Genomic DNA, 23093 nt, shown 5'->3' with positions numbered 1-23093 from the left:
GCCCTGAACCCTCACACAGCACCCAGACTCCCAAACCCACACTGCCCGCCGCACGCCCTGAGCCAGTCAGAAAACCGGTGAAGACAGTCAATAAGACGGCCGCGCAAACCGAACTGGTGCAACCCGCACTTGACGACACGGGCACGACCGGCGATGCGGAAAATCGCCCGGCCCAAGCGGCCCAATCGACGCAAGTGACTCAGGTGCCGTCCGAAACGCCACAATACAGCCACCAGCCGGTTCAATCTGCCAAGAATGAGGCGAAGGCGGAGCAACCGACGAAACGTCGTTCAGGCCGTTCCGCGGTTCCGAGCTGGGATGAGATTCTGTTCGGCGACTAAAACGGGTTCAAGCTGGTTCTGCCGCTAAATCATATCGATGAGGCAGGGAACGTCCATTTCCATCATGCTTTGGGAGCCATGCACGCTGGGCAGTCGCGTGGCTTTGTCGGTTTGAATCGATGAATCCACGAGGGTCGTCCGCGCCGCGGCCTGAACGATGACGTCGCCCAACATCGGCTTGACGCGCTCGTTCACTGGCCCGAACAATCCGTCGGCAATCGCCTGCGCCTTGGTTCTGACCAAGGCCCGCTCCCCCAGGTATTCGCGCCATCGGTCGGCGAGGTCATCGGGATTGTCGTCCGCATAAAGCATCACCGCGCGCGGCTCTCCGCCGACCAGCCGGACGCCACGTCGCAACTCAGGTTCGCCTGCGATATCGATGCGCTGGGCGGGATCGGCATTCACCATGCCGTGATCGGCGGTGATCACGATCAGCGTGCCTTTGGGCGCTTCGCGGGCGAGCAACGCGAGTTGGGCGTCAATGTGTTCGAACGTGGCGATCCAACGCTCGCAATCACAGCCATGATTGTGACCGATCTTATCGGCGTCCCGAATATACAGATAGGTCAGCCCTGGCTCACGCGCGGCCTGAGCGGCGGCGTGTATGCGCTCCCGCGGCGTGACACCGACGATATAGTCGCCACCGCGCAACGCGGCGGCGGTCAGGGGGGAATCCTTGAACTTGGCCAGTCCTGAACTGGTGACACGCACCCCTTGTTCCTTGAGCCGCTCGAACACGGTGGGTTGGCGTTGCAGTATCGCGGGATCGATGACTGGGCCGTCCTTCGGAACTTGCGCCAACGGATCCTTGAACTGGATGAGTTGGACGAGCCGGTCACGCTCCGGCTCACGTTGCGTGTAGCCGGCCATGCCTGTCAGCCCCGGGCAGGTTCCTGTGCCGAACGCACCCATGGCCGCGACTGTGGTGCTTGGCGCGCAGGTCGAAATCGGCCTGCAATTGGCTTTATCCTTCATCAGCGAGCGTAGATAGGGGGCGTGTCCCAAGCGTCTCGACAGGTTCCAGAAGCCCAGTCCATCGACCAATACGACGATGGCGGAACGCGCTTGCGGAAAGCCGAGCGCCTCTTGCAACGCGCGCGTATCGCGATGCACAGGAGTCTGGATGGGATACCCTATGGCGCAGGACAGTGCCGGCAACACGGAGGAAAGGTGCAGTGCGCCCCCGCGACCGCCATCGGAGGGCGGACGATCCGAATATTCGGCGGTGGGAACCAGCCTTAGCGTATCATCGGCATCCGGCATGTCCGCATCCGTCCCATCCATCACGTTCCGCTCCCCCGATGGCATCCGCTTGTTCAAACCGTCCCATCGTCTGCAAGCGCCGACCTTCAGGATTTATGGCTGAAGGTTTTGAGCATGCCCATCGCCTGGGGGACGGTGATGGACGGCACATAGGCACGCACCACGGCCAAGCCGATCTGCGGCAGTTTCGCCACGTCTCGATAGCACACGTACACCGGATCTTCGGAAGGCTGGAACTTGCGCTTGAAATTGAACAGCGAATGGAAGCCGTAGGCTGGTTCCATCAGGTTCGCGACAATCTGCAAGGAATGGTGCAGCATGCGAGTGCCCTCGTTGTTTGCGCCGGTCCCGCCGGTATTGTCACGATCGGGATCCATACCCGCCAGCGGCGCGGCGGACAGGCTCATGAACTCCACGGCCTCGTCCGGATTCGCCTCGCCTTCGTCGTGCAGACGCTGGGCCATGCGCGCGATGAGGAATTCCATGATGCCGTTCGGACTGTCGGTGCGATGACGCATGAAATCAAGCGTCCAACCAATCAGTCGACCGTCACGCCATGTGGGCAACCAGCTGGTGACACCGAGCACGCGTCCGTCGGCGTCGATGGCGTACAACAGCTGCACCCTGGAATCACGCAATTCCTCCACGGCACCGAGTGTGAACTTCATTTCCGGCAACGCCTTGTCTTGCGCCCATTCCTCGGAAATGGCCTCAATCTGCTCGCGCACATCGGCGGGGGCATCGGCGAAAGTGGAATATACGTCGGTGATGCCGGCGCGATTCGCCTTGTTGATGGCGGTACGGATGTCCTGCCACTTCTTACCGGTGGTCTTCCAAGAGCGCGGGTCGACAACCATCTCGCTACCGACCTCGATGGCATACCACCCTTTCTTGCACAGAAAGTCACGCTGAGTCTTGTGAATGCTGTAGAACACTGGGGTCAGCGACTTCTCCCTACAGAACTGGGTGAAACCACGCAGATCCTCTTCCCATTCACTGGGTTCGCCGAACGGGCCGGTCAGGGTCAATGCGATACCACTCAGGACGCGATAGGCGATGGCCGAGCGGCCTGTGGGAGACATCCAATAGGTGTTGCCTTCCCAAGTGGTCATGAAGCTCATCGATTCGCCGCCGATTTCAACCAGACGGCCGGCACGCGCACGCATGGCGTCGCTTTCCTTGACGGTGTCCTTCATCCAATGCAGTATCACAGCGAGCACGACCAACCAGAACACCAAGCCGACACCTTGGTACACCGCGGAGGCAATCCAAGAATTCGGCGCGAACTCAAGCCTCGAATGGTGCAGGAACCCAATGGGCAGGAAACGATCAGGCAAATCGGCGAGCAGACTTTCCGCATCCACGCTGGGAGTGAAATCGTCGGGTCGGCTCAAACCGACGAGCAGGTAAACGGCTGAGCAGGCAAGGAACGCGACGAACATTGTGCCAACGCCCGACGCCAACCTGTGCCAACCGACGGCAACGGGGAAATATCGTATCGACAGCAACAGTGCGATGGAGAACACCAGCGACGGCAAAATGGTGGTAAAGCAGGCGAGCAAAGTACCATGGCTGATCAGCGAGCCCATGCCTTTTTCAGTCAGGCCCAGGGGGATCACGAGATAATAGACCACGGCCATGCAAATCTGCAGAATATTCACGGCGATGGTCACAATCGCCGCGAATCGACGGCCGCGATACAGTCCCCAGGCAAGCACCAGCATGACCGCAGTGGGCAGCAGCGAGCTCAGGACGATGCCCGGCATCGAGGTACGCACCAAGTCGAACTGCAGGAAGCAGCCTTTTGTCGTTTCCCCTGCCAGACACTGGGCCAGCGCGTCATTATCGATGCGTCGGGGGCTCATAAGCAAACCGAGCGTGCTCAGCGGGCCAGCATGGTTGCGCGAAGTGACGGCGGTCAGGGGCCCCAGCGCCATAATCGCGGCGATCGCAGCGAAAATCCTGCGCGCTTCGGAGGAAGTGCCGCGCTGCCAATAGCGAATGCCTGCAACATTGTTTTCCTTGCGGGACGAACGCTTCGGGGAACCGGCCAAGAGGCGGCCGATAAGATGTCCGATCAACGCGGCGGCAAGCAAACAATAATTGCCCGGGTTGCCGCCATACAGCAACAGAACGAGAATCGCGGCATAACCGATGATGCGGATACGCCGACGCCACAGGATGTCGCTGAATGCGCTGGCAGCCATCAGTGCGCCGATAACCAGCACCACCGGATTGAGCGAAAACCTCAATCTTGCCACGGACTGTATGTCCTGATAGGCGACGCCGACGACGAAGCACAGCCCCATGCCAAGAGCCACGCCGCCCACGGCGCTACCCAATGCCACCGCGACCGTGCGGCCACGTCCCAAGCGGGGTTCGGACAAGACCAGCACCAGCATGATCAACGCCGCGCTGCCCAGCAACTGCAGCACGCCGCGGGTCAGTATCAGCGAGGCCGCCAATTTGCGCAAATCAAACTCGCTCATCGTGGTGTTGAGCTCGTTCAGCGGGAGACGATGGCCGGCGAAGGCCAAAGCAATCCAAATCACGATATTCAACGCGACGAAGCATGCGGTGCTCACCGCGGCAAAACGGTTGCTGGACAGCCATTGCCCACAATCCCGGACCAGCATAAGCCAGGGACTTTCCTGCTTCGGCTGAGGTTTTTTGCTTTTCGGCTTGGCCGGTTCCGCTTTCTTCGGTGCGTTCTTCACCGCTTCCGGCGTATTGCCCTGCACCGCGTCGCCCGCAGGCTTGTCTGCTTTGTCTGCCTGCGGCTGGCTTGCGGGCTTGTCCGTGTTGTCTGCCTGCGGCTGGCTGATATCGTCGTTCACTTCAGTACCTCCACTGATGAATATTCTTCGAGGCTCTTCGTCAGCTCACCCAAACCGCTGAGCTGACAGAACTTATCAAGGGCGGGTTCCAACACGGCTTCGGCGGCGTGCCAATCATGTGCGGTGTTGGGCACTTGGAGCATCGTCACGCTCATACCGGCCTCAGAAGCGGCTTGACTGATAGTGCGCATGTTGTTGACCGAATCGTTATCCAACTTACCCGCCCCGAAGAACAGCACCTGATTGCTCGGCGCATGGGCCTTGATCGCATTGACTGGGACTTGGGCATTGTAGGCTTCGGCATCCCCATCGAAATAGTTGGCGATCATACTCTCGACGCTGCCGTTGGTTGGCTGCAGTTCGCTGTCGATCGGAATCATCATCATGTATTGATTGGGATGACGTGGCCCCAACTGCACGCTGCAGGTGCCGCCCTGCGAGAAGCCGCCGATGGCCCATTTCTGCGACGACACGGGCAGATTGTCGTTGACCCAATCAACCACGTCTTCGGTCAGATAGGTCTCGGCCTTGCCTTGCGAGGTGTCGGCGCACAAGCTGTTGTTGGTGAACGATCCGTTCTGATCCGGGGAGATGACAATCGGCGCCAACCCGTCGTGTTCGGCGGCGTAGGCGTCAAGCATGTCCTGCATATGGCTGCATTCGAAGAAATGCTGCGGTGCGCCCGGCTGACCACACAGAAGTTCCATCACCGGCAATGCCGGAGGATGCTCGCTCAACGCCGCTGGCGGCAGATACACCACGGCATTGCGCACGTTGAACCCCGATTTGGTATTCGGAATGCTCACCTCGTAGAGACGCCCTTCCGAGGGGATGGACCCAAGTTCATGGGCTTGGGCCTTGGCTTTCCACTGCTCGACGGTCATCAAAGCTTTGTCGGTGTCTTCAGTGGACGCTTTGCCGGTGTCTTCAGTGGGCAGCTTCTCATATGAGGAATACCCGAATATGCTGCCGATCGTCTGGTATTGGCCGTAAATGGCATCCACATGCAGACAGGTGGCGAGCAGCGATATCGGTATGAGCAGCGCCGCAATCACACGCTTGAAACGACGCATGAACACGAAGGCCGCGATCGCGAAGCCCAGCACTGCGAAGCCCTCGCCTACGGCAAGCATGACCTTGGGGCCAATCGTGACGCCGAATACCTTGAACACATCGGAAAGCAACCAGGAGAGCAGCCAACCAACGACGCCGCAGATGACCGTCACAATCACGGTGATGCCCAATGGCTTATGCCCACGGCGAACAATCAGGGCAATCAGCAGAATGGCGACACCCAACATCGTCAATATCCAGAACGTCCATGGCAAAGGGCCATCAACAAGGGAAAGCTGCATGATCCATTTCAGCCAAGGTTGATCGCTCATGGGGGGTCCTTTCCTTACCTTTCCTCGGGCATTGTATCAATGGTAATGACAATCGAGGCCAAGGGTACGGCCAATGTGAGACGGCACGGTTACGTCCAACAAATCTTTAAGCGCCATCGTCGCGTCGCAGCCGGCGTTGACGCTTCGATTCGCTAGTATGGTGCAGGTTGCAACGTATAGGGAGCTTGACAAGCATGGCATCACACCGCAAACCGGCAGCACCAGCCTACGATCCGCGCACGGTGAACGAAAACATCGTCGAAACGCCGTTGAACGAGGAAATGAGCAAATCATTCCTTGAATACGCGTATTCGGTGATTTATGCGCGTGCACTGCCCGATGCCCGCGACGGCATGAAGCCGGTGCAGCGGCGCATCGTCTATCAGATGGGCGAAATGAATCTGACGCCCGAGCGTCCGTACATGAAATCCGCCCGCGTGGTGGGCGAGGTGATGGGCAAGCTCCATCCGCACGGCGATTCGGCGATCTACGAGGCGATGGTGCGTTTGGCGCAACCGTTTGCGATGCGTCTGCCGCTGGTGGACGGGCACGGCAACTTCGGTTCTCTTGACGACGGGCCGGCGGCCTCGCGATACACCGAGGCGCGCTTGGCCCCGGCCGCGCTGGGCATGAACGCGGACATTGACGAGAATACCGTCGATTTCACACCGAACTACGACAACAAACTCAAAGAGCCGACCGTGCTGCCGGCGGCCATACCGAACCTGCTGGTCAACGGCGGCTCGGGCATCGCCGTGGGCATGGCCACCAACCTCGCCACGCATAATCTCGGCGAAGTGGTCAACGCCGCCAAGCACCTGATGTCCAATCCGGACGCCTCGCTTGAGGAGCTCATGCACTACGTGCCCGGCCCCGATTGGCCGACCGGCGGCATGATCATCGGGCGCGAAGGCATCCGCGAGGCGTACGAGACGGGGCGTGGCACTCTCACCACGCGCGCCACCACGCATGTCGAACACGTCACCGCCCGCAAACAGGCCATCGTTGTCACCGAACTGCCGTACATGGTGGGGCCGGAGAAGGTGTTGGAACGCATCTCGGACGGCGTGAAGAACCGCAAGCTCGAAGGCATCTCCGGCGCAATCGACTTGAGTGACCGGCACAACGGCACGCGACTGGTCATCGAACTGAAAACCGGCTTCGACCCGCACGCCGTGCTCGCACAGCTGCTCAAGCACACGCCGTTGCAGGACAACTTCGCCATCAACAATGTGGCGCTGGTGAATGGCCGCCCTCACACCATGGGATTGAAGGAGATGCTCAAGGTGTGGATCGACCACCGCCGCGTGGTGATTCGCCGCCGCAGCGAATATCGTCGCACGAAGGCGATGGAACGCCTGCACTTGGTGGATGGCCTGTTGCTGGCGATGGTCGACATCGACGAGGTCATTCAGGTGATTCGTTCATCCGACGACGCCGATGCAGCCAAGAGCCGCCTGATGGCCGTGTTCGACCTTGATGATATTCAAGCGCAATATATTCTCGACCTGCGGCTGCGCCGTCTGACGCGCATGAGCCGCATCGAGCTTGAGTCCGAACGCGACGAGTTGAACAAGCGCATCGAGGAGCTGGAGCGCATTCTGGCTTCCGCCGCCGAACTCGACCGCGTGGTGGTGGATGAGATGGACAAGGCGGTGGCCGAATATGGCTCGCCGCGTCGCACCGTGTTGTTGGACACGGGCGACGACGGTGCGCTCCACCCCGTTGTCGCCGAGGGTGATTCGGGTGTCTCCGCCACGGCGATTGAGGCTATGAAATCGGCGAACACCGTATCTTCGGCTGCGGCTGATGTGGCCGCCGCGAAGAAGAGCGGCGACGAAGGCGCTTTGAAAATCGAGGACGAGCCATGCGTGGTGATGATGAGTGCCACGGGGCTGATCGCCCGCACCAGCCCGAGCGCAATGGACGTGTTCCAATCGCGATCCGCCTCCGACGAGCGCACATCGGACGATCAGATCGTTTCGATTTTCCCCACGTCGACCACGGCTTCGTATGCGCTGGTGACCTCGGCCGGGCGGCTGGTGTTGGCTCATGTGGCCGACTTGCCGGTTATCGGGGCGTCAACCACGCTCAGTGTGGCGAATGGCGTCAAGGCCGATGAATTGATTGGGCAGACCGAAAGCACCGAGCCTGTGCGTGGCGAACGGGTCGTCACCGCCATTTCGATGCAGGCGTCCACGAATGGCGACGACGCCGAAGCCTCTCCCCTGTCGCCGCTGGCTATCGGCACACGTGACGGCATCGTCAAACGTTGGAACCGCGAAGCGCCAACCACGATGGATTCCTGGCCCATCATCGAACTGAAGGATGGCGACGAAGTGGTGTTCGCCGCCACGGCCGCGGACGACGACCGCTTGGTGTTCGTTTCGTCGGATTCCTCGTTGTTGACCTTTGAAGCGAAGAACGTGCGCCCGCAGGGGCGTACCGCTGGCGGCATGGCCGGCATCAAGCTGGCGGAAGGCTGCCATGTGGCGGCGTTCAATGTGGTTCCCGCCGGCAAGATCACGTGGGTGTATGAGGAAGGCGGCAACGGCCTGACCTCCGCCTCAGGCGCGGTGGTGCTCACCGTGGCCGGCGATTCCGAAGCGCTTGCCGGCACGGAAAACGGCGCCGCGAAGGTGACGCCGCTGGAGATGTACCCAACCAAGGGACGCGCCACGGGCGGCGTGCGTTCGCAACGCTTCCTCAAAGGTCAGGACACGCTGATCTTCGCTTGGGTGGGGTCGTATCCGCTACGCGCTTCCACCGATGGCGGCTCCCCCGTCGAACTTCCCAAACCGGATATGCGCCGCGACGGCTCCGGCACGGAGTTGGCGGCCCCCATCACGTTCGTTGGTTGATGCTCGTCTGGGCAGCGGCTTCGGGTGTGCAATCCGTGGCTCAGACCGACGCAGACTCGGCACCATCGAAATAACCGACGATCTCACCCACGGTGCCATAAGCCGACTGCGCGCCGAGCTTGGTGGCGGCGTATGCGGAGACATATGATCCCATTTGCGCGGATTGCAACAGCGTGTTACCCGCGGCAAGGCCAGCGAGCAATGTGCCCATAAAGGCGTCGCCACAGCCGGTGGTATCCACGGATTTGACCTGCACTGCGGAAACGCGATGCCAGGTGCCTTTTTCGATCACCACGGAGCCGGAGGTGCCCAGCGTGACCACCGCACGGTCGAATCCGTAATCGGAGAAGCGACTCACCGTCTCATACCAGTCGAGCGTGGAAACGTCCTCGTCCGGCATGCCGAGCAGTTGCGCGACCTCATGCTGGTTGACGAGCAGAATATCAACCGCTTCGACCAGCTCGTGCGGCAATTCGTCCATGAACGGCGAATCGTTGAACAAGACGGTCACCCCGGCATCATGCGCTGTCTGCGCGGCGGAGATAACGGTGGCGAGCGGGCTTTCCAAGCACAACCCCAGCACTGTGCAACCGGCGATCACGTCTCGATGCGACTGCACATAACCGGCGCTCACCTTGGCGTTGGAGCCGGGCGAATACACGATGGTGTTCTCGCCCGCGGCGTCCACCGTGATGATGGTGGTGCCGCTGGCACCCTCCTCGTGCAGGATATCGGCGGTGTCCACACCGGATTCGTCGAGTTTGCTCAGCAGGAAATTGGCGTTCTCATCCTCGCCCACCGCGCCGAGCATGCACACGTTGGCGCCCAAACGCGCCGCCGCCGAAGCCTGGTTGGATCCCTTGCCGCCGGGCAATACCTTCAGGCTTCCGCCATTTACGGTCTGACCCGGTGCGGGCAGACGTTTCGTGGCGACGGTGTAATCGGCGTTCATCGAACCAACCACGACGATCGAACCACGCGCATCCTTCAGGGATTGCAAACGCCCACGAACGGAATCAGGTATCCTCTCACGCTCTTCATTCTCTTCAAGCATGGAGACCAAGCATAGTAAACCGGCTCGCCAAAATAAAAGCGGCCCGTGTGGCGGCGCGGCGCACAATGTCAACGTCCATCGTCGCCCATCCATTCAAGCACATCACCTGGCTGGCATTCAAGCACACGGCAGATGGCATCGAGCGTCGAGAAACGAACCGCCTTGGCGCGCCCGCACTTTTCGCTGATTGGCTGGCTGACCGCTATGCTGCCGCTTTCGCATACTTGCGACGCAGGGATTCGTGCATGACGACCATCAGCGCGAGGAACACCAGCAGATACCACGGGAACAGCGTGATGGTGATGTTCTGGGCGATAAGTCCGAACAGCGGAGGCATGACCATCGAACCCATATAGGCGCAGGCCATCTGCATGCCGACGATGGCCTGCGACTTGTCCTCGCCGAAATACGCGGGCGTCGAATGAATGACGCACGGATAGATCGGCGCGCAACCAAGACCAATGAGCATCAGTCCCGTGATGGTGGCGACATGCGCGGGCAACGGGACGAACAGCAACACGATGCCGACGAGCAGCACGCTCTGGCCGATGCGGATCATCGTCGGGTCGTCGAATTTCATGGTCAGCACGCCACTGAGCAATCGACCTGCGGTGATGCCGATGCCGAAGAAACTGGCCCACATGGCTGCGGTGGTTTTGTCCAAGCCGTCCGCAAGCACCATGTAGCTGCTGGCCCACAGCATGGACGTCGCTTCGATGGCGCAATAGCAGAAGAACATGAGGAGGATTTCCTTGGCACCGCGAATGCGCAGTACCTCGAAGAATCCGAGAGGTTTGCGGGAGGGGGCTTCCTCGGTTGGCGACTGCGAAGCGATGGTGTTGCGTTGCTTCCACAATGGCAGGCTGAGAACGAGCAGAGCCGTCAGCGCAATCTGGATAATGGCGATATAGCGGTATCCCCAACCCCAGCCCTGGCCGTGACCGAGCGCGAAGCCCATCACATACGGGCCGGTGAGCATGCCCAAACCCCACATGGCATGCAGCCAGCTCATGTGCTTGCTCTCGTAGTGGATGGCGACGTAGTTGTTCAGCGCGGCATCCACGCCGCCCGCGCCCAAGCCGTAGGGAATGGCGATGGCGAGCAGCACCCAGTAGTTCGGCGCGAACGAGAAGCCGGCGAGCGCCGCGGCGGTAAGTCCCACGGACACCGCGGTGACTTTGCCCGCGCCGAAACGCAGGGTCATTCTGTCGGACAACAGCGCGGAGACGACGGTGCCGGCGGAGATGGTCATCGAAATGCCACCGGCCCACGACAGCGGCGCGCCCAGATCCGGGCTCATGGCGGGCCAGGCCGCGCCAAGCATGGCATCGGGCAGCCCAAGGCTGACAAACGCCACATAGATCACCGCCAGCAGCAAGCTCGCCATGGCTCGTCTCCTCCCAGACATTCAGCATGATAACGATGTCATCAGTCTATCGAATCAAAAGCCCCGACACGCACCCTCCTTTTGCAAAAGTACTTGTCCGTCTAACTTTTGCTCAACACTTGCCATAGCAATTAATAGAAGACTTACTATATTGGTAATGTTCTATGCGCGATTGACTAGAGGATAAGTTATGGCAACACCAAGTGGAACGACGAGAATCATCGAAGCCGTTTGCCTAGATAAGAATCGCAACGTTTTATGCTTACCCAGCCCTCAAAGCGATTTATTCGAATTCCCGAAGCAAATCATGCAAGGGGAAGAAGACCCCAAAGACATACTGGAGCATTTGCTGATGGGAATATATAAGGATGAACTGTCAATTGGTCCGAAAATGAACAGTTCCACCCGCACTATCCGAAAAAGGCGATACCAGACATTCTCATACCTCTGCTACCCGGATTTATTCTCTTCTCTCTTTAACGATGGGCGGCAGATTTCTTGGATTCCGATAGATGAACTCAATCTTCAACAGTTCGAAAAAGAAGACCACAAAACCGTTGAAAGACTCCAATCACCTTTTTTCGGAGCAAATCCATATCGAACTAAAACCGCCATACAGAAACACGCAGATGAAGCCATCGGGCTAACGATGGGCGAAATCGATTCCGAAAATACACGGAACCTTGCCAATAAATCTTATCCGGGCAACGTAATCGAGCAAATATGGTTTGACCATCCCGCCGACAGCATCGCCGCTCCGGATTTTCCAGAAGCGGACGTTGAACTAAAAGTCACCCCCGTAGATACAAGCATTGACAAGCAGCACAAGCGCCGTTTCAAAGCAGGCGAACGACTTGTTCTGAATATCATCAATTACAGGAACGAAGAAGACGTCACTTTCAAGGAAAGTTCTTTCTGGAAGAAGAACAAATTCCTTGAGATTGTGCAGTATTTACGCCGCGACACCTCTTTGAAGGGTCAAGAGGAAGACAAAAGACTGTACAAAGTCGAATTTGCGAATATGCTCGCTTTAGAGGAGTTCGACGAGCCGGACTTCCCTGTCGATTCCCTTATTTGTCTGAGCGATAAGCACAAAGCGCTCATAGAGCAGGACTGGAATACAATTCAACGTTTCATTAGCTCAAGTCAGATGAATGCCTACACCGAGAGCCTGACAAAATACCTTGCCGCCTGCACAAAGGGACAAGACAATACACAGCTCACGACTCAACCGAACGGAGAATACACGAAGAGCCGGGCATATTCTTTCACGCAGAGATTCATGACCGAGATTCTGCAAGAATACATTTTGAAAAATCACTCAGCGCAAAGCCTGATTCAAGACGCTGAGCTCCTGTCGACTAAAACTGACGAGGAAATCATCCTTGATTACTTCAACCCTTATCGAGGAAAAAGCATGCAGGAGATAGCAGACAAATTCAACATTCGTTGGTCTCATGCACAAGCGCCCAAGAATTTGGTCTATATGCTCGTTTGCCGGATGCTGAAGTTGAGCAATTCTGCGATTCCTGAAATGGATGACGATTTTGACAAACTGAACATTGAAGAATTTAATAACGGCAAGGTGCGAGTTAAAACCATAACGCTGTTCAACGGTCAGCCCCAACAGAATTTTAAAGTCCAAGGAATACCGAACTTCGAGGAGCTGATTTCGCAGAGTTGGGAGGAATCTGATCTCTATAATTTCTTGGAAACACAGCGCTTCCTACTGCTCGTATTCGATAATACGAATTCAGACAGAAAAGATAGGACCCCTTCGGGAATCCGGTTCTTAGGAGCAACTTTCTGGAGCGTGCCTGCCGCTGATCTAAACGGTGACATCGCTTCAGTATGGAACGAAGATACAGAAAAAATCCGCAAAGGAATCATTCTGAACTACCAAGGTAGAAAAGTATACAACAATTTCGTCAAGGAATCTGCGCGACGAATCCTCCATCTTCGCCCGGATGCGCGAGTATCTCAATATTGCCCGCCTTTTTACACGGTAAGCAACGACAAAAGACACCTCCACAACAATTCCCGCCAGCTACCAACACCAGTCCATTGGCTCAACCGACCGGCAGACCATAGCAAATATACCGATTCCTATATCACCAAACAGGCATGGTGGCTCAATAAGAACTATATGTATGAGCAGATAAAGCATCTCTTGTAATCTTCAACACGCTGCAGTTGTTCTTTTCGGATAGACAGACGATTCAAACCACCGACCGAAGCGCAATAATCAATTTGATCTTTGTCACGTGATTCAATATAATCTGACTTATGTTTTTAGAACATATGTTCGGATCAATGTTATGAGGGGCGCTATGAGCAAAGAAATTCGAGTTGCGGAGCTATTCGCCGGTGTGGGCGGATTCCGCTTGGGACTCGACGGGTACGATGATTCTAGACACCCAGGTTTTCGCATGGATTCAGCCGGTAATTTCCGCACTGTCTGGGCGAATCAATGGGAGCCCGACGGAAAGGAAAGCAGGCAATTTGCGTGGCGCTGCTATGAGGAACGCTTTGGCAAGGGCAGTTGCGTAAATGAAGATATCGCTGTCGTACTCGACGAAATCAAAGAAGGGAGGCGCAGCCTTCCCGAATTTGACATGCTAGTCGGCGGATTCCCTTGCCAAGATTATTCCGTGGCCAAGCCACTCGCGCTTGCCTCTGGCATAGAAGGCAAAAAAGGCGTGCTTTGGTGGAGCATCAACACCCTGCTCGAAATGCGCCACCCGAAGTATGTGCTGCTCGAAAATGTCGATCGCCTACTCAAATCACCAAGTTCTCAGCGCGGTCGCGACTTCGCAATTATTTTGTCTTGCCTATATCGACTTGGATACTCCGTTGAATGGCGTGTCATCAATGCCGCAGATTATGGAATGCCTCAACGCCGTCGCCGCGTCTATATTTACGCAGAATACGATGCCTCGAAATGGAATCTGGAACAAAGACTGTTCACCAGCGGCGTCGAGGCAAGAGCCTTCCCAATCAAACTAGACGAACGTTTTAAACCCGAGTTATTCGCCATCAGCGACGACCCTTATACATCCACCAAGGACTTCGGCGTCGGCATGACGATTTCCCGATTCAAAGATGCCGGTGTCATGCAGAACGGAGAAGTGCTTTCCTACCGAGTAAAGCCCGTATATTCCGGACCAAGTAAAATGCTTGGGGATGTACTGGTACCAATCAATGAAGTTCCCGAGGAATTTTTCATCAGCGGCAAGGATCTTGAATCCTGGAAATATCTCAAAGGAGGGAAAAAAGAAGAACGCACTACAAAACTAGGATTCAGTTATATATATTCCGAAGGACCAGTAGCTTTCCCGGATGCTCTAGACAAACCAAGCCGCACAATCCTTACCGGCGAAGGTGGGCGCGGCGCAAGCAGAACCAAGCATGTTGTGGAGCAAAACGGGCGTCTACGTCGTCTTGTTCCCGACGAGCTTGACCGGCTCCAAGGCTTTCCAAAGGGCTGGACCGATGACGGCATGACAGACGGGCATCGCGCTTTTTGCATGGGCAACGCACTTGTGACAAATATTCCACATCGCATTGGCAAAATCATAGCGGCAGACAACAGCTAATCACCGCAGATGTGATAATATGCGGCCACCCCATGCCCTTCAGCCATTAAGACACAATCAGTAGTGCAGATTGACCACTCCCCTGTTTGCCTGCTTTGGCAACTGTATTCGGCACCGCATCTGAAACGCAGCTACTTGTGAAAGAACGTACACTGAACGTGAACGGCACCTAGCGCACGTCCTTTTCCAAAAACAAACCGCATCTGAAGAAACGCGCGATGAGTGGTCGTCAGTGTACATTTCTTCATAAAGCGCGGCGAACGGGGTGAATCAGGTGTCGATTTTGGAGCGGTCGAAATCGTCGGCGTTGTCGACGATGAAGGCCTTGCGCGGGGGCACGTCGTCGCCCATGAGCAGGTCGAAGATCTTGCTGGCTTGCTCGGCGTCCTCCATGCGGATGCGGCGCAGCATGCGCGTGCGCGGATCCATCGTGGTGTCGGCCAGCTGGTCGGCGTCCATCTCGCCCAAGCCCTTGTATCGCTGGATGTCGTCGTTGTACGTGATGCGCTTGGCCTCCAGATCGGCCAGTTTGCCGGCCAACTCGTCATCGGAATACGTGTAGATGTATTCGCCCTTGTGCGAGCCGGCCAGCGCGATGCGGTGCAGCGGCGGCACGGCGGCGTAGACATAGCCGTGTTCGATCAGCGGGCGCATGTAGCGGTAGAACAGCGTGAGCAGCAGAATGCGGATGTGCGCGCCGTCCACGTCGGCATCGGTCATCATGATGATCTTGTGGTATCGCGACTGCTCAATGTCGAAGCTCTGGCCGGAGCCGGCACCCACCACCTGAATGATGGCAGCGCATTCCTTGTTCGACAGCATCTGCGTGATCGAGGCCTTCTGCACGTTGAGGATCTTGCCTCGAATCGGCAGCAACGCCTGGAAGCCGGCATTACGGGCGGCCTTGGCGGTGCCGAGCGCGGAGTCGCCCTCGACGATGAACAGTTCGGCCACATCGTCGTTGCCGGGCTGGCAGTCCGACAGCTTGGCCGGCATCGAGGCGGATTCCAGCGCATTCTTGCGACGCGTGACCTCCTTGGCCTTGCGCGATTGAATGCGCGCGTGCATTTCGCCGACGATTTTCTCCAGCACGCGACCCGACTGGTCCTTGTAGCCGCGCTTGGAGCCGGAGATCATCTCACCGAATTGCTTGTCGGACATGCGGGTGACGATCGGCTTGACCTGTGCGGTGCCCAGCACATCCTTGGTCTGGCCTTGGAACTGCGGTTCGGCGATGCGCACGGTGACCACGGCCACCAAACCCGCCATGATATCGTCACGCTCGATGCGCGTGTTGGAATCCTTTAGATTCACCTTGAGCTTGCGCGCGTTGGCCTCCACGGTTTTACGCACCTGCTTGGTAATGGAATTCATCAGGCCATCCACATGCATGCCGCCGCCGGGCGTCTCGATGATGTTGACGAAGCTGCGCATCACGGTGTCATAACCATTGACCCAGCGCAACGCGATATCGACGCCGCAGGTGCGCTTGACCATCTGCGCGTGCAGTTCGCCGTTTGCGCCGACGGCTTGGGTCTCCTCCTCGTAGGTGCCTTCGCCCTGGATGCGCCAGATGTCCGACACCGGCTCGCCTGTGGACAGGAAGTCGACGAAGTCCTTGACGCCGCCGGTATGCAGGAATTCCTCGATGCGGGCGTGGGTACGAGGTTGTGCGGAGGGAACGTGAGCGACCGGAGTCGAGAAATCCTGCCCGTCCGTCGACTCGACAACGCTCGGCGCATCCACCTCGCGCATTTCGTCCACGGCCATGTCGCCGGTTTCGGCGATGGACTCGTCCACGACGGTGATCTTGAGTCCCGGCACCAGAAAGCTGGTCTGGCGCACGCGGTCAACGAGCTGCTCGTAGGAGAACTGAGCCGTCTTGTTGAAGATTTCGGGATCCGCCCAATAGCGGATGCGTGTGCCGGTGGTTTTGGGCGAGACCTTGCCAATCACCTCAAGTTCGGTGGGGCTGTTCTTGCGACTGCGCTTGAATGGCGAATCCGGCGAGGGATTGGCGGCATCGGCATCCTCATAAACACCTGGATGCCCCTGATGGAAGGCCATGTGATAGGTCTTGCCACCGCGATCCACCTCAACATCGAGACGAGAGCTCAAAGCGTTGACGACGGACGAACCCACGCCATGCAGACCACCGACCGCGTTATAGGAGGAGTTGCCGAACTTCGCGCCGGCATGCAATTTGGTGAGCACCACCTCAACGCCCGACAGACCGGTTTTCGGCTCCTTGTCCACGGGAATGCCACGGCCATTGTCGGCCACCGTAATCGAGCCGTCCGTGTGCAGGGTGACGACGATATCGTCGCAGAACCCCGCCAAAGCCTCGTCGACCGAGTTGTCGATGATCTCCCACAGACAGTGCATCAGGCCTTGCGAATCGGTGGTGCCGATATACATGCCCGGGCGCTTGCGAACGGCATCCAGCCCTTCAAGAACTGATAAATCCTTAGCTCCGTAGTCTTCTGCGGCCATGAATCACTGATCCAGGAAGTCGCGCAGCGTCTGCGAACGGGAGGGGTGACGCAGCTTCGACATGGTCTTCGACTCAATCTGGCGGATGCGCTCACGCGTCACGCCATATACACGACCGATGTCGTCCAATGTCTTGGGCTGGCCGTCCTCCAGGCCATAACGCATCTTAATCACACCGGATTCGCGCGGCGAAAGCGTCTCAAGCACCTGCTTGAACTGATCCTGCAGCAGCGAGAAAGCGACCGCGTCGGACGGTGCGATGGCATCAGTGTCCTCGATAAGATCGCCGAACTCGGAATCGCCGTCCTCACCAAGCGGAGTGTGCAGGGAAATCGGCTCGCGGCCGTACTTCTGCACTTCCTGCACCTTTTCGACCGGCATGTCCAGCTCGCGGGCCAGCTCGTCAGGCGTGGGCTCGCGGCCAAGATCCTGCAACATCTGACGCTGCACGCGCGACAGCTTGTTGATGACCTCCACCATGTGCACGGGCACGCGGATGGTGCGCGCCTGATCCGCCATGGCGCGGGTGATGGCCTGACGAATCCACCATGTGGCATACGTGGAGAACTTGAAGCCCTTCTTCCAATCGAACTTTTCGACGGCTCGAATCAGACCGAGGTTGCCTTCCTGGATCAGATCGAGGAAGAGCATGCCGCGACCGGTGTAACGCTTAGCCAACGAGACCACCAGACGCAAGTTCGCCTCCAGCAGGTGATCCTTGGCTTTCTTGCCGTCGTTGGCGGCCCACTTCAGCTCGCGCTTGCGCTTGAAGTCCATATCGTCGCTTTCGGTGTCCAGCAGGTGCTGGGCATACAGGCCGGCCTCGATGCGTTCGGAAAGATCGACTTCCTGCTCGGCATTCAGCAGGCTCACGCGACCAATCTGCTTGAGATAATCCTTGACGGGATCGGCGGTGGCACCGGGGTTAACCACGCGACGTTTCGGATTGCCGGCCTTGGTGCGTCGGCGCGGAGCGCCCTCCTCGTCATCCTCATCATCGTCGTCGCGCACCACGAAAGCGCCCTGCTGCTTGTCTTCCTGCGGCGTTTCGGACTTGGATTCTTCCTCGTCGTCCTCGTCTTCATCCTCCTCATCGACATCGTCTTCGGACTCGTCATCCTCGTCCTCATCGTTGTCGGAAACGGAATCGTCCTCGTCGTCGAGAACGTCAAGGTCGCCGTCCAGATCGGCCTTGTCGTCGTCCAAATCGATGTCGGTGTCGTCGAAAACGTCGATATCCTCTTCTTCCTCGTCAATCTTGACTTTGGATTTGGTGGATTCCTCGGCTTCCTTGTTCTTCGCGGCCTTGCTGTTTGCACCGGCTTTCTTGCCCCCCGCCTTGCCTGCGGTGGCTGTCTTGGCGTTTGCCGACGAAGAAGCCTTCTTGCTGCTCGCCTTCGCCGTCGATGTTTTTGTCTTGGACGCGGCCTTGGTCGCCTTGGTCTCGTCCGTTGCCTGATCGTCACCCACGCCGGCCTTCGTGCTCTTGGTGGCCAAACTAGTCCTCCTCGCGGAAAATACCCGGATATCCAACCCAGCCGCATATACCATATAGGCACACTTCTGGCAAGGGCAAATCGCTAACTCATGTGAGTTAACCACCTGATGCGGACGATTATTCCCCGAAAGCGACGCCGCACCTGATTCATTCGTCGCAGCACGCCGGTTCCATCCCGCAATCAAGGGTCCTAAGCACAATCGCGGCCAACGAGCAGTCCCTGTCCACTTCCAGACTCTGTAACGCATATGAAGAGGCTCTGCTGTCGCCCACCCACCACAGCACGTAGGCGATGACGGCCAGCGGCTGGGCACGCATCGGCTTGGGAACCATCTTGGCCATGGCGTTGAGCATCATCAGCCCGGCCTGGCAACGGGCGCGATCAGGACCAAGCTCATCGTCGAACGCTTCGCTAAGCAAATGGTGCACGGATTTTGACACCCGTCTCGTGCAGGGACGCGAAACGATGTCCATCAGCATGTCGGCATCGCAAGCGGTTTCATCGACAATCAGCGAAATGATCAGCGCGTCGCGTATGGACATCACTTCGTTGAGCCCGACGGCCAACGCGGCCATATTCTCCTCGTCAAGATCGATCGTGCGAGTATCAAGTTGACTGAGCCAGGCGTTCAGCGGCTCTTGAATCCACTCGGCGTTCGCTTGTTCAGGCCCCATATCGCGCCGATTGCGCCGCAGCTGTTCGCGCAGCTTTCTCATGCGGTTTTGCGTAAACGGCTCCAGATTGGCAAAAAACAGTTCGCATTCTTCGGGGCAGTCGATATGGATGGCGCGGCCAAGACGCTTGTTTGGACGGCGCGTCCCATCGTCTTTGCGGCGGCGACCCCTGCTGTGCGCGTCTTGCCGCTGCCCCGGCCCCTTGGCCGTCTTGCCTGTCGGACGTTCGTGCGCGTGCCGCGACGCATGGTTCGTTGTCGATGTCATGTCTTCCTCCTTGATTAATTGGACTGATCATCGTCTTAAGCAGACGATGTGCAACCAGTATGACGGTTTTCGCCGCATCACCGAGCGTTTTTCGACCTATGTGGTCGAAGCCCCCTAAGCCCTTGGAAATACTGGATTCTTGTGTTCGTATTGCACTGAGGATAACTTAGAAGGCATGTGCATAACCGACGACAACCGTCTGGCGGTTGAATCCCGCATCGCCTCACTGGTGCGCGAATGGTCAGCCATGCCGGAGCATTCCCCGATGCCTTCCTCCTGCCATGCGGTGCTCGATGCCGTGATTCGTCAGGCGCTGGCCAGCAGCGAAGGCGGCAAGCGTTTGCGCGCGTTACTCGCCTTGGCGGCGTATACGTCGTTCGGTGGCGCGCCCAGCCATCATGACACCATATTGGATATCGCCTGTGCGCTTGAGGTCTTCCAGACGGCCGCGCTCGTGCATGACGACATCATCGACGAGGCGGATCTGCGTCGCGGCAAACCCAGCGCCCATCGTGCTCTGGAACATGACACCGGCAGCATGGCCGTGGGCCGTGGACTGGGGCTGATGTTGGGAGACCTGCTCGCCACCGCGGGCGTCGGCATCGTCAATCAAGCAGCGAGTGGACTGCCCAACGCCTCAGAACTGACCACGGCCTTCCTGACCATGCAGCGCGAGGTGGAAATCGGCCAGATTCTTGACTTGGCGGTGGAGAGGGCCCCCCTGGACGACGCCGAGGCGTTGGCCGGCTCATCCCTGGAAGTATTCCGTTGGAAAACCGCAAGCTATACCACCATCGCGCCGGTCGAGCTGGCTATGCTGTCCGCCGGTATCCCAGCCGCAACGGCACGGCGCACGGCTCTGGCCATAGGCGAGCCGCTCGGACTTGCCTTCCAACTGGAAGACGATCTCATCGACGTCATCGGTTCCAGCCAAACCAGCGGCAAGCCGGTGGGTGGCGACATACGCGAAGGCAAACGCACCGTGCTGCTGGCGGATGCCATCGAATTGGCCGATAAGCAGGATCGTGGCGAACTCATCGCCATCTTCCGCTCACCAACCCGCGACGAGATGCAGGTACGCCGCGTCATCGATCTGTTCACCCATACCGGCGCCATCGAGCGCTCTCGCCAACGCATCGCTCTCCTGTGGGATCAGACACTTGAGGCCATTGAATCCTGCGCATTAGGGCACTGCCAGGAAATTATCCTCACCGAAGCGTGTGCCGGTTTCGTGCCGGACATGGCCAGACGCTAGACTTGGCAACGGATAAGCCAGCAGCCATCAAGGATTCATCAGTCTAGTATGAGCAACGACACACAATTGCCTCAGGATCAGCTAATCGAGGGACGCTATCGCATCGCGCATCAGATTGCGCAAGGCGGTATGGCGACAGTTTATGAAGCCACGGACGAGCGATTGAACCGCACCGTGGCGTTGAAGGTGATGCATGCCCAGCTGGCGGACGGCCCGCACCGCGAGCAGTTCATCGAACGCTTCCGCCGCGAGGCACAGTCCGCGGCGCAAATCGCCAACCCGCACATCGTGCAGGTGTATGATGCCGGGGAAACCAATGGCTTGGCCTATTTGGTGATGGAATACGTGCACGGGGTGAACCTGCGCCATGAGATGAACCGCCAGCGCACCTTCAGTGTGCGCGAAACACTGCGCATCATCGGCGAAACACTCGATGGGCTTGCTTCGGCGCACCGGGCGAACGTGGTGCACCGTGACATCAAACCCGAGAACATCATGCTCAACGACCGAGGGCGCGTGCAGATCACCGATTTCGGCTTGGCCAAGGTCGCTTCCTCCGCCACACTCTCGTCCACCGGCATGCTGTTGGGCACGGCGGCCTACTTGCCGCCCGAAACCATCGAACGCAACGAAGCCACGCCGCAGGGCGACCTGTATGCCGTGGGCATCATGGCTTGGGAGATGCTGGCCGGTGAAGTACCGTTTACGTCGGACAATCCGGTGACGCTGGTGTTCAAGCATGTGCATGAGGACGTTCCCTCCATATCCACCCCCTGCCCAGGCATCGATTCGACGGTGGCTTCGTTCATCACGCATCTGACCGAGCGCTCCATCGACGCCAGGCCGAAGGATGCCTCCGAAGCGTTGGATGAACTGCGCCAGCTCAGCAGCGTCCTGCCCATTGAGGCGTGGCAATATCGCAAAGCTGTCGACAGCGACGATGCTTCACTGGCCGCTCCACCGAAGCCGCCGAGTCTCACCGAACGTCACGACGATGGGGCGTCCTCGACCTCCGTAATGCAGGCCACCAAGCATGACACGCTTGTACACCAAACCCCGACCACATCCATCAGCACCGCTTCCACACAGGTATTGCAGACCGTTGGAGAAGCAAATGGTGCCCAAGTTCCAACCGATGGCCACGCGGGCAAGACGGAAGCGACTTTCGGCTCGAAAGCCAAGCCCAAGAGCCGCAAGCCACTGATTATCTCCATCATCGCGGTTCTTTTCGCCGCTGCGCTGGGCGGCGGTGCATGGTGGTATTTCCTGGGGCCGGGAAGTTATTGGACATTGCCGAAACCGAATGACATTTCCTGCGAGAAGAACAAGGAGTGCCCGTTGACGGGCGCGGATTGGAAGTCCTACGAAAGCACGCTCAAGGTCGCAGGCATTCCCTATAGCGTCGAGCAGAATTACAGCGACACCATCGAGCAAGACCACATCGTCTCCGCAACCATCAATGACAAGCAGGCCGGCGTGGACAGTCACGTGGGCAAGCGCAACGGACAGTCCGTGTCCATCGTCGTCTCCAAAGGCGTGAAGATGGCGACGATTCCAAAAGATATCCTTGACTCGAATAGCGAGAACGGCAAGAATCCACTTGAAGCCTTGAAGAACGCGGGACTGACCAATGTGAAGCATGACGAGGCCAAGGATGCATATTCGCTGACGGTTCCCGAAGGCGCGGCGCTGAGTGTCTCCCCCGACCCCGGCACCACCGTCAAGCACAGCGCCGAGGTCGTCGTGACGTTGAGCAAAGGCCTGATGCCCGTGACCATGCCCGACATCGCGGGACGCAGCAAGGATGAGGCGCAGCAGGCGCTGGACGATCTGAAACTCAAAGCCAATTACAGCGAGGAGTTCAGTGATTCCGTCGCCGCGGGCAATGTAATTTCCACTTCGGTGAAGAAGGACACGCAACTGCACTGGGGCGATTCGGTCGATGTGGTCGTCTCCAAGGGGCCGCAGACCGTGACCATACCGGATGTGCGCGGCAAGAGCTATGACGAAGCCTCGAAGATACTGACCGATCTCGGCCTGCAAGTGAAGAAATCAGCGCCGTTGGGCGATCTCACGCACAACGTGCGCTTGCAGGATCCCGACCCCGGTGCGCAGGTGCGTGTGCGCGACAGCGACGGCAACGCAACCGTGGTGACTCTTACCGTCGTGTGAGCCACTTGG

The 23093-nt window shown here is 58.2% G+C and carries 13 protein-coding genes and 2 pseudogenes; 6 read left to right on the top strand and 9 right to left on the bottom strand.

All coding sequences use genetic code 11. The features are described 5' to 3' along the window. Positions 1-341 (top strand): annotated as a pseudogene (locus G1C94_RS04610) (hypothetical protein); the annotation flags it as partial. 24 nt (positions 342-365) lie between these two features. Here the strand turns inward: G1C94_RS04610 and G1C94_RS04605 are convergent. From G1C94_RS04605 to G1C94_RS04595, 3 genes are all read right to left on the bottom strand, one after another. Then, a complete protein-coding gene (locus G1C94_RS04605; protein ID WP_172145284.1) occupies positions 366-1625 on the bottom strand; it encodes an alkaline phosphatase family protein in 1260 nt (419 codons plus the stop codon). Between the two features lie 65 nt (positions 1626-1690). Continuing rightward, positions 1691-4240, bottom strand: a complete 2550-nt coding sequence (locus tag G1C94_RS04600; RefSeq protein WP_172145281.1) for a bifunctional lysylphosphatidylglycerol flippase/synthetase MprF — start codon at positions 4238-4240, stop codon at positions 1691-1693. A 197-nt stretch (positions 4241-4437) separates the two neighbouring features. Further along, complete coding sequence (locus G1C94_RS04595; RefSeq protein ID WP_172145261.1) at positions 4438-5826, bottom strand: alpha/beta hydrolase; 1389 nt, start codon at positions 5824-5826, stop codon at positions 4438-4440. 194 nt (positions 5827-6020) lie between these two features. Between G1C94_RS04595 and G1C94_RS04590 the strand changes: the two genes are divergently transcribed. Continuing rightward, positions 6021-8687 (top strand): DNA gyrase/topoisomerase IV subunit A, encoded by a 2667-nt coding sequence (locus tag G1C94_RS04590; protein ID WP_172145258.1) that lies wholly within the window; start codon positions 6021-6023, stop codon positions 8685-8687. A gap of 40 nt (positions 8688-8727) precedes the next feature. Here the strand turns inward: G1C94_RS04590 and G1C94_RS04585 are convergent, their stop codons facing one another. The 3 genes and pseudogenes from G1C94_RS04585 to G1C94_RS04575 form a co-directional block, all read right to left on the bottom strand. Further along, positions 8728-9741, bottom strand: coding sequence for a ribokinase (locus G1C94_RS04585; RefSeq protein WP_172145255.1), 1014 nt, complete (start codon positions 9739-9741; stop codon positions 8728-8730). 68 nt (positions 9742-9809) lie between these two features. Beyond that, positions 9810-9920, bottom strand: a pseudogene (locus G1C94_RS07675) (helix-turn-helix domain-containing protein); the annotation flags it as partial. Positions 9921-9943: 23 nt separating this feature from the next. Continuing rightward, positions 9944-11128, bottom strand: a complete 1185-nt coding sequence (locus G1C94_RS04575; protein ID WP_172145249.1) for an MFS transporter — start codon at positions 11126-11128, stop codon at positions 9944-9946. Positions 11129-11318: 190 nt separating this feature from the next. On the opposite strand from G1C94_RS04575, the gene G1C94_RS04570 reads away from it, so the two are divergent. Both G1C94_RS04570 and dcm read left to right on the top strand, forming a co-directional pair. Next, entirely contained in the window at positions 11319-13304 is a 1986-nt protein-coding gene (locus G1C94_RS04570) for a Sau3AI family type II restriction endonuclease (RefSeq protein WP_172145246.1), read from the top strand. 154 nt (positions 13305-13458) lie between these two features. Further along, on the top strand, positions 13459-14724 hold the full coding sequence (dcm, locus tag G1C94_RS04565; RefSeq protein ID WP_172145243.1) for a DNA (cytosine-5-)-methyltransferase: 1266 nt from the start codon (positions 13459-13461) through the stop codon (positions 14722-14724). A gap of 270 nt (positions 14725-14994) precedes the next feature. Here dcm and G1C94_RS04560 read toward each other — a convergent pair whose 3' ends face one another. The 3 genes from G1C94_RS04560 to G1C94_RS04550 all read right to left on the bottom strand — a co-directional run bounded on the left by G1C94_RS04560 (position 14995) and on the right by G1C94_RS04550 (position 19657). Then, positions 14995-17217, bottom strand: a complete 2223-nt coding sequence (locus G1C94_RS04560) for a DNA gyrase/topoisomerase IV subunit B (protein WP_172145240.1) — start codon at positions 17215-17217, stop codon at positions 14995-14997. Between the two features lie 3 nt (positions 17218-17220). Further along, positions 17221-18768, bottom strand: a complete 1548-nt coding sequence (locus G1C94_RS04555) for an RNA polymerase sigma factor (RefSeq protein ID WP_172145237.1) — start codon at positions 18766-18768, stop codon at positions 17221-17223. 94 nt (positions 18769-18862) lie between these two features. Next, complete coding sequence (locus G1C94_RS04550) at positions 18863-19657, bottom strand: DUF4192 family protein (RefSeq protein WP_172145234.1); 795 nt, start codon at positions 19655-19657, stop codon at positions 18863-18865. 175 nt (positions 19658-19832) lie between these two features. On the opposite strand from G1C94_RS04550, the gene G1C94_RS04545 reads away from it, so the two are divergent. Both G1C94_RS04545 and G1C94_RS04540 read left to right on the top strand, forming a co-directional pair. Then, entirely contained in the window at positions 19833-20912 is a 1080-nt protein-coding gene (locus G1C94_RS04545; protein WP_172145231.1) for a polyprenyl synthetase family protein, read from the top strand. Between the two features lie 48 nt (positions 20913-20960). Continuing rightward, positions 20961-23084 carry a protein kinase domain-containing protein gene (locus G1C94_RS04540; protein ID WP_172145228.1) on the top strand — a complete coding sequence of 708 codons (2124 nt, stop codon included), beginning with the start codon at positions 20961-20963 and terminating at the stop codon, positions 23082-23084. Positions 23085-23093: the final 9 nt, after the last annotated feature.

It is taken from the genome of Bifidobacterium panos (assembly GCF_012932445.1).
Taxonomy (GTDB): domain Bacteria; phylum Actinomycetota; class Actinomycetes; order Actinomycetales; family Bifidobacteriaceae; genus Bifidobacterium; species Bifidobacterium panos.
This window is presented reverse-complemented; position numbering and strand designations above follow the sequence as displayed.